Origin of the sequence: Inquilinus sp. (assembly GCF_039594555.1) — a bacterium.
Lineage (GTDB): Bacteria > Pseudomonadota > Alphaproteobacteria > DSM-16000 > Inquilinaceae > Inquilinus.
Genome location: NZ_JBCNNF010000155.1, coordinates 1 through 14,951, shown reverse-complemented (window position 1 = coordinate 14,951; position 14,951 = coordinate 1). Strand labels below are relative to the sequence as shown.

The window sequence follows — 14,951 nt, the reverse complement described above, 5'->3', positions numbered from 1 at the left end:
GCACATCCGACGCCTGCTGTGCCCCCAGGCTGCCGCCCGGCCGCTCGGCCATCGCCTGCAGCGCGTCGCTGACGAACCGGTCGCGCAGGTCGCCCGGCGGCAGCAGGTCGCCCAGCAGGGCCAGCAGCTCGTCCGGCGAGCGCGCATCCTGCATGGCGCGGCGCAGATGGATCCGCGCCATCGGGCCGACATGGCGCGCCAGGCTGCGTTCGATCGTCGACAGGGACGTGCCGTCCAGTCCGCCGAAGGTGCCGAGCGTCGGCGGGCTGGGAGGCTCCGGCGGCCGGGGCGCCTGCCCGGGCGAGGACGACACCACCACGGTGGTCCCATCATCGTCGGCAGCACCGGCCGGGTCCGGGATGCCGGCGCCGATCGGGGCCCCGTCCCCGGACAGGTCCTGCAGCGCCGCCGCCATCTCCGCGGCACTGGCGAAGCGGTCGTCCGGCTGCTTGGCCAGGGCGCGGTCGACCACCCGCACCAGCGCCGGCGGCAGGTCCGGCCGCTTGTCCTGCAGCGGCGGATGCGGCGCGTTGATCAGCTTGTAGATGACATCGGTGTAGTTGAGGCTGCTGAAGGCGCGCTCGCCGGCCAGCAGCTCGTACAGGACGCAGCCCAGGGAGAACAGGTCGCAGCGCTGGTCGATCGGCCCGCCGCGGCACTGCTCGGGCGACATGTAGCTGGGCGTGCCGACCATCATCGCGCCCAGCGTGGAATCGGTGGAGGTCAGCCGCGAGATGCCGAAATCCGTGACCTTCAGCCGGGCATCGGCGGTCAGCAGGATGTTTCCGGGCTTGATGTCGCGGTGGATGATGCCGAAGCCATGGGCGTAGCCGAGCGCGTCGAGCACCTGCAGCGCGATGCGCACGACGTCCGGCAGCCCCGCCTGGGTGCCGCGCCGGAAGGCGTGGTTGAGGCTGACGCCCTCGACATACTCCATCACCAGGAACGGGTTGCCCTCGTGCACGGCGTAGTCGTAGATGCCGACGATGTTCGGGTGCACGCAGCGGCCGGCGATCTTGGCCTCGTTGCCGAAGCGCCGCAGATATTCGTCCCGGTCCTCCCCCTCCAGCAGGTCGGCCCGCACCAGCTTGATCGCCACCGGCCGCTCGATATGCGGGTCATAGGCCTTGTAGACGACGCCCATGGCGCCGCGGCCGAGCATCGCCTCGATCCGGAACCGTCCGATCGCGTCGGGCAGCGGCAGGGCGGCGGTGTCAGTCACCCAGCATTCCCATCGCCGTCACCAGGCTGCGGCGCATCCGGTTGAAGGACACGGCCAGCGACCCGATCTCGTCGCGCGACGCGGTCGCGAATTCCGGCACATCCATGTTGCCCAGGCTGATCTCGTCGGCCAGCCGCGAGATCCGCCGCACCGGCACGATGATGAAGAAGTGCAGCAGCAGGTTCAGCAGCACCATCATCACCGCGAAGATGATGGTCAGCCCGCCCATGACGACATAGAGATTGGACCGCGCCTGGGCCAGCGGCACCCGCTCCGGCACCGACACGACCTGCGCCCCGATGGTGTCGCCGAGCTTCCAGCCGAAGCCGTTGTCGCGGCCGTAGATGTCGATCATCGACGGCGGCGCGGCTTCGGGGGTCGAATGGCAGGCGAGGCAGCTTTCGCTCGTGACCCGGATCGGCTGCGAATAGGACAGGATCGACCCGCCATTCTCCCCCACCCGCTCGGTCACCAGATGGTCCAGCTCCGGCTGCGCCCGCAGCGCCTTGATGATATCGGCCTCCCACGGCACCGGCTTGTCGGCCGGATTGGTGGGGTTGGTCGTGGGCTGCCGGAAGGCGTAGTCCGGGAACTCCTTCGACATCTGGTCGAAGGTCTGCTGGGCGGCGAAGAACGGGATGCTCTGCGGCAGGAACTGGGCCTTCATCTGCGGCGTCAGCAGCGGCGCCACCTGGGTGTCGGTGTAGTGCACCGTGGCCTTGGCCGCGCCCATGATGGCGGCGGCCTCCGCCAGCACCGCGCGCCGCGCCTCACGCTCGCTGGCGGCGTTGACGAACAGCGCGGCCAGGCCCAGCCCGGCCAGGAAGGCCGCCAGCATCACCAGGTTGAACTTGACCCGAAGCGTCATGGCGTCACGGCCCGATATTCAGCAGCTTGGCGATCTGGATCTGCGTCAGCACGCCGCTCGACGGATCGCCGAGGCTGGACTGGAACGCCCGGATGGCCTCCCGCGTCCGGCCGTCCATGCGGCCCGAGGGCGACCCCGCGTAGAAGCCGCGCCGGGCCAGGGCGGCCTGGATGCGGCCGGTGCGGGAAGCGGTCGGCCGGGCCGGGGGCTGGGTGGCCTGCACCGGGGCGGCCGCTGCGGGGGCTGCCGGCGGGGCCGCCTCGCCGTGCGGGGCCGGAGCTTCGGGGACGATCGGCTGCTGCTGATCCGCGGGGCCGATATCGGCGACCTGCGGCGCGGCCTCGGCCGGGCGCGGCGGCGGCACCAGCTGCAGCGGCGCCCCGGCCGGCGGATGCGCGGCCTCGGGAGCGGCCGGCGGCGGGGCCCCCGGGGCAGCAGCCGCCGGCTCAGACACGGCCGCCTGCGCTTCGGGCGCCGGCTCCGCAGGGACGGAGGGCGCCGGGGCGGCGGTATCCGGGCGCGGCGCCTCCGCGGCCGCGGCGACGGGAGCGGGAGCAGCCGGAGCTGGCGCCGGTGGCGGCGGCGCCGCCGCCGCCACGGCCGCGGGCACGTCCTGCGCGGGCGGCAACGGCCCCTGCGGCGGGGCGAAGACGGCCAGCCGCTCCGGCCCGGTGGCGTTCTGGGCCTGGAACACGGCGGCAAGCCGGGCCCAGTCCTGGCCCGCCCCGCCCAGCAGCCCGGGCAGCGCCCGCCCCAGCGAGCCCACGCCGGCGTCGTTGCGGGCGACGATGGCGAAATGCGCCCCGGCCGGCAGCCCGGTCTGCAGCGCGTCGATGGCGTCGGCGGTGCCGCGGTCGGGCGCCGCGCCGAGATCGGCGAACAGCACGCCGTTGGTGCCGCCCAGCGTGTTCAGCAGGGCCTTGAGGATGACGCCCTGGGTCTCCAGCCGCACCGGCTGATGCGGATCGGAATCCGAGGGCAGCAGGAACAGCCGCTGGTTGGAGACGGCGGCATAGCTGCAGACATAGATGATCGCCGTGCGCTGCGGCGCGCCGGAGGCCTGGGTGACGAAGCTGCCGATGGCGCTGCGCATGGCCACCGCGCCGGCGTCGATCGCCTCCTCCACCGTGAAGCCGCGCTGCCGCAGCCATCCGGCGACATCGCGCGCCGACTGGCCGCAGGCGGCCAGCGACGCCCCGCCCTGATAGGTGCCGTTGCCGATCACCAGCGCGGCCTTGCCGGGCTCCGCCGCGGCCAGCCGCGGAGCCAGGGCCAGCAGCGCCGATGCCAGGAGGGCCGAGAATCGCCGGATCCGCATGGATCGTCCTTTCCGTGTCGTCTGCATCTAGATGATCCCCGCATGGCGCCAGACCGGCCCGCGGCGCTCGCGCGTCTCCTCCGCCTCCCGCAGGAAGCGGTCGCGCTCCTCGCCGTCGGGCGGCAGGCCCAGCGCCTCGGCCCAACGCTCCACCGGCGCGTCGAGGCCGAAGCGCCCGATCATCGCCGTCGCCAGCGTGTCGTTGCCGCCGCAGCGCAGGCCGCTGCCGAGCCGCAGGCTGGCCAGGGCGCCATGCGGCGGGTCGCCGTTCTGCAGGATGCGGGCGGCGATCCGGCTGTTCAGTCGGGCCGCCTCCTCGCCGAGCCCGGCCTCGGGCCGGGCCAGGGTCACGGCCTGCCCGGTGCCGACCAGCATGCCGACCAGCTCCGCAGGGTTGTCGCGCTTGCCAGTCACTCCGGGCAGCGCCAGCAGGTCGCTGACCCGCCGCGGCCCCTTGGCCAGCGCGGCGACGACGGGCTCGTAGAAGCCCCGGTCCAGCTCCGCCTTCCCGGCCGGCATGTTGACGGCGTAGCTGAAATCCTCGGCCCGGCGCGTCAGTGTCAGCCACAGCCCGGCCAGGGCGGCGTCGCGCGCCTTGCCGCTGATCCCGCGCGGCCCGCGGACGAAGATGTCGTGGCGCAGGCTGCGCGGCAGGCACATGTCCTTCATCAGCTCGCGCAGCCCGGCATCTTCGGACTTGCCGATGACCGCGCGCTGATCTGCGGTCAGCATCAGATCGGGGAAGTTCTCCAGGATCTCGCCGGAGGCGACGTAGTCCAGCTTGGCGTCGGATAGCGCGGCGGCGACATCGGCATGGAAGCAGGGCCGCCAGTCCGCGTTCATGTATTCATGGGCCAGGTATTCCGGCGGCATGCCCGGCAGGTCCTTCTTCAGCACCCGGACCAGGTCGCTCTGGTCCAGGTGGAAGGCGCCGGCCTCGCCCAGGGCCTTCACCAGCTCCATCGCCCCTGCCGCCTTGCGGTCGCTGCGCCCGTCGATCCGCTCGCCGGCCGTGCGGATCAGGCGCTGCAGGCCCAGCACGCCCTGCCAGGCCGGCAGCGCGTTGTAGCTGAGATGCAGGGCCCCGCCGGGGCGCAGGCGGCGGCCGAGCAGCCGCACGATGCCGGCCCGCACCTCGTCCGACACCCAGGCCCACAGGCCATGGGCACTGGCGACGTCGACCTCCGGCAGGGTGTCCGGGTCGAGGGTCGCGATATCGGCCTCGATGAACTCGATGTTCGCGATCCCGGCATCCGCCGCCAGCTCCCGCGCCTCGGCGATGTGCGCCGGCATGAAGTCGACGGCGATCACCCGCCAGCCGGGGTTGCTGGCGGCCAGGCACAGCGCGCCGCGGCCGCGGCCGCAGCCGAGCTCGAGATAGGTCAGCCGGTCCGGGTCGCGGGCGAAGCCGGGCAGCACGTTCCTCATCAGGCAGGCCAGGGCGATATGGCCCGGCGTCTGCGGCGCGTAATATCCGGTGGTGTAGGCCACGTCGGTGACGTAGCCGCCGTTCCAGCTCATCCAGTCTCTCCCAACTGCTCGATCAGGCCGGCCTCGAACAGGGCTTCGGTCGCGTCGGTACGGCGGGCCTCGCCGGTCGGCAGCCAGCTGTTCCAGCCCAGGCGCGGCGGCGCCGCGGCGGAGATCCCGAGCGGCGGCACCGCGGCCGCGGCCAGGATCGGGTTGATGGCGAAATCGGTCTCGAAGCCGAGATAGGCCCGGACCAGCGAGGCGATGCGGCGCAGCAGGTCGCGGTCCGGCAGCATCGATTCGAAGCCGGGCAGGTCCAGCGGGCCGATATGCAGGATGATGCGCGCCTGCACGTCCCAGGACCGGCTGCCGATCGCGGCGTCGACGCCGAGCTGGCAGAACTGCCCGGGGCGGTCCCCCGCCGGCAGCGCCGACATCTGCCCCGGCTCCAGCGCCAGCCAGGCGCCGGCGAACTGCTCGACCTCGACCGACCGCCCCAGCCAGTCGGACAGCAGCGCGCCCAGCCGGTCGGCCGAGCGCGGCCAGGCGCCGAAATGGCCGGCATAGAACAGCAGCGGGTCGGTGCCGACCGCCAGCCGCGGCGCCAGATGCGGCGTGCCGTAGCCGGTCAGAGCCAGCAGGACGTCGTGCAGCCCGTCCGCCGGGGCGGCAGTGGTGGACGGGTCGGCCAGGGCGTTGGCGGCGGCGGCGCGGTGCGGGCGGTACTTGATCCCGGCATCGGCGAATTGCGCGATCGGCCGCTGCGCCAGCAGGTCCAGGAACTCGGCCAGCGCCGGGGACCGGCTGCGCTGCTCGCTGTTGACCATGTCGGTGTAAGGGCGCGGCAGCACGCCGGACGGCCCGGTCAGCCCGATCAGGCCGATCGTCGCGCGCGCCCCGGCCTCGGTCCGCTCCACCGCCATCACATCCGCCGGGACGAAGCCGAGGCCGGGCGCGGCGTGGAAGCGCACGGCCTCGCCCGGCTCGGCCCGCCCGGCCGCCTGCATCAGCACGGCGACGGCGGCGTCGAAGCTGAAGCGCGCCGGCTCCTCGATCAGGGTCTGCAGCAGCGACCGCTCGCGCGGCCGGGCGGGGACGGTCTCCGCCGATCCGCCGGGGGAGGTGGGCGCGGTCGCGCTCATGCCAGCACCCGTGCCCCGGCCCGCGGCGGGAAGGCGGCGGCAGACCCCGACTGGCCCTGCAGCACCGCGGTGGTGCGGACGAAGGAATTGACGGTGGCGTGCAGCGCCAGGAACCGGTCCAGCACGGTCGCCAGCAGGAACAGGCCGGCGCTCTCCCACGCCCGCGGGTCGAATTCGAGCGTGACGTCGATGCCGCGGCAGAAGCCGCCGGGCCGGGCGCCGGGGACACGGGCGGTGCCGGGCTTCGACCGCACGCCGACCAGGCCGGCGATGAGCGCCCGGGTCTCGACCGTGTCGCGCAGGTCGTAGAGGCGCAGCACCTCGCGCAGGCTGTCGGCCGCGGCCGGCCCCCCGACGATGGAGAGATGGCCGAGCGACAGGTGCGACACCAGCCGCCAGCTGTGATGCTCGCGCAGCGGCGCCCGCAGCGACGGCGTCGGCGCGGTCAGGCAGGCGACGCCGCGCACCGCGCTCACCCCTTCCGCCAGGTGCAGCCGCGGCTGGCCGCCGCCGAAGGGCAGCTCGGCCGGCAGGTCGCGGTTGGTGCACAGCGCGTCGACCGACAGCACCGTGTCCGCCGGCCGGTCGACCGACAGCGCCGGGTCGAACGGCGCCAGGAACACGTCGGTGCCGGTCACAATCCCCGGCGTCTGGCGGCGGATCACGGCGTAGAAGCCGCTCGGCTCCTCCTCCGCCTGCTCCACCGCCGGATGGCGGTAGAACGGTCGCCAGGGGCGGGAGGAGCCGTCGCCGCGCAGCTCGCGCACGCGCTCGACGCTCCAGATCTCGAAGGCCTTCGGCCGGCGGTTGTCGGCGGTGACGGGATATTCGGTGCGCTGATGCGTCAGCGGCACCGGCTCGCAGGGCTGGGCGAACAGGTTGACCATCGGCGTGCAGCCGAGCGCCAGGCAGTCGGGCTGCAGCCGCCGCTCCAGGTCGGGCGCGGCCCGGTCGAGATAGACGAAGATCTCCAGCCGGTTGCGCTCATGGATCAGCGTCCTTGCATCGAGGCCGCACAGGTCGACGAACAGGAACTTCTCCGGCAGCGCGAAGTATTCGGTCAGCAGCCGGAAGCCGGAGAAGGAGCGTGCCGGCCAGGGATACAGCGCCTCCTCCGGCGCGAAGCCGACCGGCTTGATGGTGCCGGGCGGCAGCAGCGTCGGGGCGACGTCGTTCGGCCCGTCCGCCAGCGCCACGCCGACGACATGGCCGCACAGCAGCTCGTACAGCGGCAGGCTCTGGTCGAAGGCGCCGCGCAGGAAGCAGCGCAGCCGGTCCACGCCCAGCTCGGCAAAGCTGGCCTCGGGATCGCTGGTGCGCAGCACGATGCGCAGGACGCTGCGGGCGCCCTGCGCGTCCGGATGGACCGGCGCCGTCAGCGGCATCCCGCTCAGCCGCGCGCTTTCGATCTCCACCGGCCACAGCGTGGTGTCGTAGGCGGTGCGGAAGCGGCAGGGCACGCCCTGGACCGGGTCGGTCTTCAGCGCCGTGCCGGCCGGCACCACTGCGGGGACGCGCAGATCCGGCTGGCAGGCGAACTGGACGATCGCCGCGGACGGCACCGGCGCCAGGTAATGCGGATACAGCGAGCCGAGCAGCGCGTCGGTCAACTCGGGGAACTCGTCGTCCAGCCGCTGCTGCGCCCGGGCGGCCAGGAACGACACACCTTCCAGGAGCCGCGCCACATGCGGGTCGTCGACGGCGTCGGCGGTCAGCCGCAGCCGCCCGGCGACCTTGGGGTTGGCCTCGGCGAACTCGCCCGCCAGGCCGCGCAGGACGGCCAGCTCGCGGTTGTAATAGGGCAGGAAGGCGTCCGACATGGCGTCAGGCTTCGTAGAGCGGGCGCAGGGTGACGTCCGCGGTGGTGGTGTCGACCACGGTGTCGAAGACGATCGGCTCCGGCGCCGGATCGACCCGCAGCAGCGCGTCGATCCGCAGCCGCAGCGTCGACCGCAGCAGGTCGCCGTCATCCGCCAGCTGCACCTGGACCTGGGTCAGCCGCGGCTCGAATCGGCGGATGGTCTCCTCCACCTCCGCCCGCAGCGCGTCGCGCTGGCGGCGGTCGTTGAAGGCGCCGGCGGTGAAGTCCGGGATGCCGTAGCCGAGCGGCGACAGGCGCAGCGCCGGAGTCGAGTCCGGCACCGAGCGCCAGGGCCGGCGGGCGTTCAGCAGCGCCTCGAGGTCGCGATGCACCGATCGGCGCAGCCGGTCGACCGACTCCGCCGCCGACAGGGGGGCGTCGGCGGCGCGGTCCGGCTCCGGATCCATCAGGCGGTCGAGCAGGGGCAGCCGCGCCGGCAGCGGGGTGCGCGGGCGCGAGGCGACGGGCCGCTGGGTCATGCGAAGTCCAGCGTGGCCAGCTGTAGCACCGGCACCGCCTCCTCCCCCACCATGTAGACGCGCTGGCCGATGCCGCGCACCGGCGCCGCTTCGGTCCATTCAGTGGCGCGGCCGAGGCGCAGGGGGTCGGCCACCTCCGTATCCGCCGGCAGCAGCTCGGGCGGATACAGCGCCGGCAGGTAGACGTCGCCATCCGGCCCGTCGCGCACCACCATGGTGCAGCGCCGCCAGAACAGGTCGCGCGGCCGCTTCGCCGGGTGGAACTCGACGCTCTCCACCCGCTCGGCCGGGATCCAGAAAACCTTGGCCGTGGTCGTCAACACCTCGAAATTGCCGATCGACAGGTCGTCGGCGTCGCGGAAATCGGCGAACTCCGCCCCGTCGCGCCGGCCGGTGATGGCGGGCCGCGCGGCCTCGGCCGCCTGCACCGCCTCGGCGGCGGCGGCCTGGTCGCCGGCCCGCAGCGCCACCACCGCCTGCAGCAGATGGGCCTGGACCGGCGTCGGCTGGCCCAGGAACTCCGGCGGGCGGCCCTCGCTCAGCACCTGGCGCCGGGCCATCTCCGCCCGCAGCAGCTGGCGGAACTCGCTGACCACCAGCGCGGCGGAGGGGTCGACCGTGCTGGTCGCGTCCAGCAGGGTGTCCGCGCGCTCGAGATTGCCGGCGAACAGCAGCAGCTCGGCCAGCAGGATCCGCGCCCCGGTATCCGCCGGCGCGGCCTTGACCGCGGCGTTGGCGGCCTCGATCGCCGCCTGCAGCGCGCCCTCGCGGAACAGCTCTCCGGCTTTGGTCAGCATTGAAGTCTCCTGCGTCTGGGCATGGGGGCGATCGGACATCACGCGGCCGCGTCCTGGGCGGACAGGCCGGTGACCAGGCGGAACACCGCCGACACGTCGTCGAGCTGGTGGTGGGGCTGCAGGTGGATGACGCAGCCATAGGCGCCGGGGCGGCCCGCCAGCTCGTGCACCTTGATCCGGCTGGACACCAGCGGCTGGCGCGCCCGGCTGTCCGGCCCGGCATTGAGGCTGGCATTGGTGTAGCCGGACAGCCAGGTCTGCAGGCGGCGCTCGACCTCCTCCGCGGTCAGGGAGGAGCCGGTCATCTCGCGCCCCATGATCTTGATGTAGTGGGCGAAGCGGGAGACGCAGAGCATCGCGTTGATCTGCGCCGACAGCCGCCGGTTGGCGATGGCCGGGGTCGGGTCGCGCCCCGGCGCTTCGGACACCCGCGTCTGCAGGCTGTGCACGGCGGCGAAGGCGGCGTCGCCATAGGGCAGCGTGTTCAGCGGCATCAGCCCGGCCGCAACCAGGTCGCGCTCCTGCCGGTCGGTCAGCGCCAGGTCCAGCGACGGCCGGTTCCACATCGTCTCGGGCCCCAGCATGAAGGGCTCCGCCGGCAGGTCCTGCACCAGCCCGCCGCCGACCCGGTCGGTGCTGACGCCGCGGACATCGGCCGGCCAGTTGTGCAGGGCCTGGGCCCGCGCCACGGTGGCGGCGAAGGCGTAGCAGGCCACCGACCAGGCGCGGTGCCGGGCCTCCGGCGCGTGCTCCTCATAGCGGAACCCGTCCGGCCGGGTGGGGTCCGGCCGCCAGGGCGCGCGCGCCAGCACCCGTGGCATGGTCACGCACAGGAATCGCGTATCCTCGCGCAGCGCCATGGCGCGCCAGCGGGCATGGTCGTCGTCGCGGAAGGCCGCCGCGGCGTCGTTGGACAACGCGAGGTCGCCGAAGCCGTCGACGCCGAGCAGGGCGGGGGCGGCCGCCAGCACCACCGGCATGAAGGACGCGGCCCCGACCGCCGCCAGCGCCGACAGCAGCGACACGTCGTCGACCGGCGCGCCGTCGCCCGGCCGGCGCCGCTCCGGCATGTGCCGCAGCTCGTGGTCGACGACCAGCAGGCCGAAGGGCTCGCCGCCCGCCCGGCCGAACTCCGCCTCATAGACCAGGCGGAACAGGCCCGACTGGTCGAACTCGCTGGCCTTGGCGGCGTCGCGATCCAGCTCCGCCCAGGAGGCGGAGAGCAGCCGCGTCTTTAGCCGCGAGGTCGGGTCGAAGCCGTCGACCAGCCAGGCCAGGCCGCGCCAGGATCCCTCCAGCCGCTGCAGCCGCGGATGGTGCAGGATCTCGTCGAGCTGGGCCGAGATCATCCGGTCGATCGCCGCGACGTCACGGTCCAGCAGGCCGCGGAGCAGGCCGGGATCGTGCCGCATCCGGGCAGCCAGCGGGGCGCCGAACCATTCGGCCAGCGCGCCGCGGTCCTGGCGCAGGAAGCCGGTCACGCGAGGGTCGGCGATGCCGTCCCCGGCGCCGACCCGCCCGGCCAGGATCCCGGCGCGCAGGGGGGCAGCACCCTGCCCCGCCGCGTCGGCCGATGGACGCTGCCCCGCCTGCGCCATCTCAGACCCGCTCGGGGATGCGCGCCACCATCCGCAGGCTGGCCGTCAGCTCCTCCATCTGCAGCCAGGGCCGCAGATAGGCGATCGCGTTGTAGGCGCCCGGACGGCCCGGGATCTCCTGCACCTCGACCTTGGCCTCGCGCAGCGGATAGCGCGCCTTGCTCTCGGCGCCGGCGTTCTCGTTGATGTTGACGTAGTTGCCGATCCAGCGGTTCAGCCAGCGCTGGCAGTCCTCGGCCTCCATGAAGCTGCCGATCTTGTCCCGCGCCATGATCTTCAGGTAATGGGCGAAGCGGCCGGTGGCCATGATGTAGGGCAGCCGGGTCGAGATCCGGGCGTTCGCGGTGGCGTCCGGCCGGTCGTACTCCTTCGGCTTCTGCACCGTCTGTGCCCCGAAGAACACGGCGTAGTCGTGGTTCTTGTAGTGGCACAGCGGCAGGAAGCCGAGGTTCGACAGCTCGTATTCGCGCCGGTCGGTGATGCCGATCTCGGTCGGGCACTTGGCGTCGATGTCGCCGTCATCCGACATGAAGATGTGCTGCGGCAGGTTGTCGACCTTGCCGCCGTTCTCGGCGCCGCGGATCGCGGTGCAGAAGCCGTATTTCGAGAAAGCCTCGGTCATCCGCACGCCCATGACGAAGGCGGCGTTCATCCAGCAATAGTGCTCATGGTCCATCGGCAGGGGCTTGCCGGCGGCGTCGATCGGCGCCTCTTCATAGGAGAATTCGTCGATTGGCTTGGTCCGCTCGCCATAGGGCAGGCGCGCCACGACGCGCGGCATCACCAGCGACACGAAGCGGCTGTCCTCGCTGTCGCGGAAGCCCCGCCACTTCAGGTATTCCGCCGTGTCGAAGATCTTGGCCAGGTCGCGCGGCCGCGACAGCTCGGTCCACTGCTCGAAGCCCATCATCCCGGCGCCGGCGGCCGAGACGAACGGCGCGAAGGCGGCGGCGCTGACATTGGACATCAGGCGCAGCGTCTCGATGTCGTCCGGGTGGTTGGTCCACTCGTAGTCGCCGATGATCGTGCCGAACGGCTCGCCGCCCGGGGTGCCGAACTCGTTCTCGTAGATCTTGCGGAACATCAGGCTCTGGTCGAACTCGACCGCCCGCGTAAGATCCCGGTTCAGCTCCCGCTTCGAGAGATTCATCATCCGGATCTTCAGCATCGTGCCGGTTTCGCTGTTCATGACCAGGTAGTGCAGGCCACGCCAGCTGCCTTCCAGCTTCAGGAACTTGGGATCATGGACGATCTCGTTGAGCTGGTCGGACAGCTTCTTGTCGATGATCTTGATCGCGCGCTCGATCGTGCGGGTCAGGTTGCGATCGAAGGTGACCGTGCCGACGCGGGCCTGCTCGACCAGCGTTCGCACCAGGTCCTGGGCGCGGTCCGGCTCGGTCTGCTTGGTCGCCGACACGACCTGGTCGAGCAGGCCGACCGTCTCGGTGGCGGCGGAGGCCGGCGCGGCGGCCGACGCCTCGGGAGCGGGAACCTTGTCCACCATGGTTCAGCCTTCCTTCTTGAGACCGAGCTGACCCGAGATTTCCTCGAAGTCGTCCTTGTTCTTCAGCACCTGCTCCAGCAGCAGTTCGAGCTCCTCCGACCGGTCGGCCTTGCTCATCAGGTCGCGCAGGCGGTTGCGGGTCTCCAGCAGCGCCTTCAGCGCCGGCACCTGGTCCAGCACGCGGCCGGGCTCGAAATCCTCGATGCCGCTGAACTTCAGGTCGACGGCCATGAAGCCGCCCTCATCGCTGAGCTTGTCATTGACCTTGAGGTGCAGGCCGGGGCCGAGGCGCTGCATCACCTCGTCGAAATTGTCGCGGTCGATCTGCACGAACTTGCGCTCGGCCAGGGGCCGCAGCGGCTGGGTCGGATCGCCGGAGAAATCGCCGACGACGCCGACGACGAAGGGCAGCTCGCGTACGATCTGCGCGCCGTCGGTCTCGACCTCGTAGGTGATGTGGACGCGCGGCCGGCGCACGCGGCCGAGCTTCTCGTGAATGCTGGCACTCATCGGATGTCTCCTCGAATGATGGGGCGCCGGGTCGGGGCGCGCAGGGTGGGACGGTAGGATCGGAAGGCGGCGCCGTGCCTCATTCCTCCGGGAGCGGCCGGATGCCGAGGCCCGACAGGACCGAGGCCCGCGCCACCGCTTCCGGCATCATCTCCTTCAGCAGCTCCGGCAGGCCCATCCGGGCGCGGCGGACCGCGTCCTCCAGCGTGTAGCTGAGCGGGGAATGCGGCTCGTTGGCCCGGAAATAGGCGGCGATGCGGGAGATCTGCTGCAGCATCTCCTCGCGCGTCACCGCCCGGTCCGCCGGGGCCCGGGCAGGCTCGCCGCCGTCCGGGGCCTCGACCTCCTCCAGCGCCGCCTCGGCCGCTTCCGGCACCGGTTCGGCGGAGGGCGGCGCATAGCGCTCGGCGGTGCGCCGCAGCTTGTCCAGCAGCTCCTGGACCCGGCCGGTCGGCGGGGAGTCGGCCTGGGCCGCCTCGGTCAGCGCCCGGTCCATGCCGCGCCAGGCCTCGATCGCCCGGACGATATCCCCGTGCAGCGCCGCCAGCCGGTCCCGGCCGATCGACTTGGCCTCGGCCTCCAGCTCGGCCAGCGGCAGCACCCCGGCGGCGAGGCGCTGGGCCTTTCGGGCCTGGTCCAGGACCTCGGCCTCCTCCGCCTGCTCGAACCGCCAATAGGTCAGCGGCGTGCCGTCGGCGCGGTCGAACAGCACCAGCTTGCGCAGCGGCTGCAGCAGCGTGCCGTTGCCGCCCTCGCCGTTCAGCCCGGCGACCGGCGCCACGCGGCCGGCGACGCCGTCCTCGTCCGGGGTGGGGAACAGCCCGTCATTCCAGTAGCGGGACGCCAGCCCGGCGATCAGACGGGCGCCGGCCATCAGCCCGGCCAGCCCGTCGGTGCGCACGAGGCTTTCGGTCAGCCAGGCCGCGATCTCGATGTCCTTGCCGGTGCCGGCCAGCGCCTCGACGCTCAATTCGCGGACCGTGAGCCAGTGGCGCGTGCCGCCCGCATCGGCCGCGGGGTCGTTGTCGGCCACCCGCTCCGCCGCCCGCGCCTCGGACCGGGCATCGCGCAGGCGGAAGTAGAGCGACTGCGGCGTGACGTCGAGTCGGGGGTCGCTGCCGGCCGGATTCTCTTCCGAGATCGGCAGCAGGAGACTTTCCACATCCAGTAAATCTTCGCGATCCGGCACCGCCGCATCCTCACCTTCGTCTGGAAGAATGGAAAGAGTCCACTCTCCATCGCCCATTTCTGCTCGCGAGCGTTACTAGATTATTTCATTATTTCTTTAGATCGTTACCAGCGTAACCCATCTGGACTGGACAGTTCAGCGACGAACCAACAAATCTCGATGGCAATCGGCCGTGGAGTCACGGCGACGCTGAGGAGCGATGATGCCGGCTGTCGACTTGCGGTCGCTGGTCGACCGACTGAACGACCTCTCCCGCCGGGGGCTGGAGGCGGCGGCCGGTCGGACCCTTTCCCGCACCCATTACAATGTCGAGATCGAGCACTGGCTGCTGCAGCTGCTCGAGACCCCGCAGTCGGACGCCGCGCTGATCGCCCGCCGTTTCGAGGTGTCGGAGGAGCGGCTGGCCGCCCAGCTGACCGCGGCGCTGGACCGGATGAAGACCGGCAACGGCCGGGCCCCGGGCCTGTCCCCCGATCTGGTCGAGCTGATCAAGGATGCCTGGCTGTTCGCCTCGGTCGAGGGCGGGGCCAGCCATGTCCGCTCCGGCCATCTGGTCCTGGCCGCCCTGGCCGACGAGGCGCTGGGCGGAAGGCTGCGCGACGTGGCACCCGAGCTGCGGCGCATCCTGCCCGACATGCTGCGCCGCGACTTCGCCGGCATCGTCGCCGGCGGCGCCGAGACGCCGGCGGTGCAGGACACCGCAGCCGGGTCCGCGCAACCCGCGGCCCCCGGCGGCAGTGGGGCGCTGGACAAGTACACGGTCGACCTGACCGCCCGGGCGCGGTCCGGCCGTATCGACCCGATCCTCGGCCGCGACGGCGAGATCCGCCAGGTCGTCGACATCCTGACCCGGCGCCGGCAGAACAACCCGATCCTCACCGGCGAGGCCGGGGTCGGCACCGGCAAAGAGCTGATTGCCCGCGCTATTCATAACCTCAGCGGACGTAACGCGCGGCGAATGGTGAAGATGAACTGCGCCGCAATGCCCGCCGG

General features: G+C 72.3%; 13 protein-coding genes. 1 reads left to right on the top strand and 12 read right to left on the bottom strand.

Translation table 11 applies throughout. From position 1 onward, the window contains the following. The 12 genes from ABDW35_RS17675 to tssA all read right to left on the bottom strand — a co-directional run. A partial coding sequence (locus ABDW35_RS17675) for a serine/threonine-protein kinase (RefSeq protein ID WP_343715195.1) occupies positions 1-1,222 on the bottom strand: 1,222 nt, incomplete at its 3' end. Next, positions 1,215-2,090 carry a DUF3365 domain-containing protein gene (locus ABDW35_RS17670; RefSeq protein WP_343715194.1) on the bottom strand — a complete coding sequence of 292 codons (876 nt, stop codon included), beginning with the start codon at positions 2,088-2,090 and terminating at the stop codon, positions 1,215-1,217. The genes ABDW35_RS17675 and ABDW35_RS17670, both read right to left, overlap by 8 nt. Before the next feature lie 4 nt (positions 2,091-2,094). Next, entirely contained in the window at positions 2,095-3,408 is a 1,314-nt protein-coding gene (locus ABDW35_RS17665) for a peptidoglycan-binding protein (protein WP_343715193.1), read from the bottom strand. 27 nt (positions 3,409-3,435) lie between these two features. Then, complete coding sequence (locus ABDW35_RS17660; RefSeq protein WP_343715192.1) at positions 3,436-4,929, bottom strand: class I SAM-dependent methyltransferase; 1,494 nt, start codon at positions 4,927-4,929, stop codon at positions 3,436-3,438. Then, positions 4,926-6,020: a type VI secretion system baseplate subunit TssG gene (tssG, locus tag ABDW35_RS17655; RefSeq protein WP_343715191.1), complete on the bottom strand. Its 1,095-nt coding sequence runs from the start codon at positions 6,018-6,020 to the stop codon at positions 4,926-4,928. The genes ABDW35_RS17660 and tssG overlap by 4 nt, the downstream gene beginning before the upstream one ends. Next, entirely contained in the window at positions 6,017-7,840 is a 1,824-nt protein-coding gene (gene tssF, locus ABDW35_RS17650) for a type VI secretion system baseplate subunit TssF (protein WP_343715190.1), read from the bottom strand. Before tssF ends, tssG begins: the two co-directional genes overlap by 4 nt. Before the next feature lie 4 nt (positions 7,841-7,844). Further along, positions 7,845-8,360: a type VI secretion system baseplate subunit TssE gene (gene tssE / locus ABDW35_RS17645; protein WP_343715189.1), complete on the bottom strand. Its 516-nt coding sequence runs from the start codon at positions 8,358-8,360 to the stop codon at positions 7,845-7,847. Continuing rightward, positions 8,357-9,157 (bottom strand): type VI secretion system accessory protein TagJ, encoded by an 801-nt coding sequence (locus ABDW35_RS17640; RefSeq protein ID WP_343715188.1) that lies wholly within the window; start codon positions 9,155-9,157, stop codon positions 8,357-8,359. The genes tssE and ABDW35_RS17640 overlap by 4 nt, the downstream gene beginning before the upstream one ends. 38 nt (positions 9,158-9,195) lie before the next feature. Further along, entirely contained in the window at positions 9,196-10,755 is a 1,560-nt protein-coding gene (tssC, locus tag ABDW35_RS17635) for a type VI secretion system contractile sheath large subunit (protein WP_343715187.1), read from the bottom strand. A 1-nt stretch (position 10,756) separates the two neighbouring features. Then, positions 10,757-12,259: a type VI secretion system contractile sheath large subunit gene (gene tssC, locus ABDW35_RS17630; protein WP_343715186.1), complete on the bottom strand. Its 1,503-nt coding sequence runs from the start codon at positions 12,257-12,259 to the stop codon at positions 10,757-10,759. Between the two features lie 3 nt (positions 12,260-12,262). Then, a complete protein-coding gene (gene tssB / locus ABDW35_RS17625; protein ID WP_034836833.1) occupies positions 12,263-12,769 on the bottom strand; it encodes a type VI secretion system contractile sheath small subunit in 507 nt (168 codons plus the stop codon). A gap of 79 nt (positions 12,770-12,848) precedes the next feature. Next, positions 12,849-13,931 (bottom strand): type VI secretion system protein TssA, encoded by a 1,083-nt coding sequence (gene tssA, locus ABDW35_RS17620; RefSeq protein WP_343715185.1) that lies wholly within the window; start codon positions 13,929-13,931, stop codon positions 12,849-12,851. Positions 13,932-14,160: 229 nt separating this feature from the next. Here tssA and ABDW35_RS17615 point away from each other — a divergent pair. Further along, on the top strand, positions 14,161-14,951 hold a 791-nt coding region (locus tag ABDW35_RS17615), incomplete at its 3' end, for a sigma 54-interacting transcriptional regulator (RefSeq protein WP_343715184.1).

Excerpts from the sequence above, each read along its gene's own strand:
- ABDW35_RS17670 (WP_343715194.1), bottom strand. The coding sequence starts at position 2,090 with ATGACGCTTCGGGTCAAGTTCAACCTGGTGATGCTGGCGGCCTTCCTG.
- ABDW35_RS17665 (WP_343715193.1), bottom strand. The coding sequence starts at position 3,408 with ATGCGGATCCGGCGATTCTCGGCCCTCCTGGCATCGGCGCTGCTGGCC.
- ABDW35_RS17660 (WP_343715192.1), bottom strand. The coding sequence starts at position 4,929 with ATGAGCTGGAACGGCGGCTACGTCACCGACGTGGCCTACACCACCGGA.
- tssG (WP_343715191.1), bottom strand. The coding sequence starts at position 6,020 with ATGAGCGCGACCGCGCCCACCTCCCCCGGCGGATCGGCGGAGACCGTC.
- tssF (WP_343715190.1), bottom strand. The coding sequence starts at position 7,840 with ATGTCGGACGCCTTCCTGCCCTATTACAACCGCGAGCTGGCCGTCCTG.
- tssE (WP_343715189.1), bottom strand. The coding sequence starts at position 8,360 with ATGACCCAGCGGCCCGTCGCCTCGCGCCCGCGCACCCCGCTGCCGGCG.
- ABDW35_RS17640 (WP_343715188.1), bottom strand. The coding sequence starts at position 9,157 with ATGCTGACCAAAGCCGGAGAGCTGTTCCGCGAGGGCGCGCTGCAGGCG.
- tssC (WP_343715187.1), bottom strand. The coding sequence starts at position 10,755 with ATGGCGCAGGCGGGGCAGCGTCCATCGGCCGACGCGGCGGGGCAGGGT.
- tssC (WP_343715186.1), bottom strand. The coding sequence starts at position 12,259 with ATGGTGGACAAGGTTCCCGCTCCCGAGGCGTCGGCCGCCGCGCCGGCC.
- tssB (WP_034836833.1), bottom strand. The coding sequence starts at position 12,769 with ATGAGTGCCAGCATTCACGAGAAGCTCGGCCGCGTGCGCCGGCCGCGC.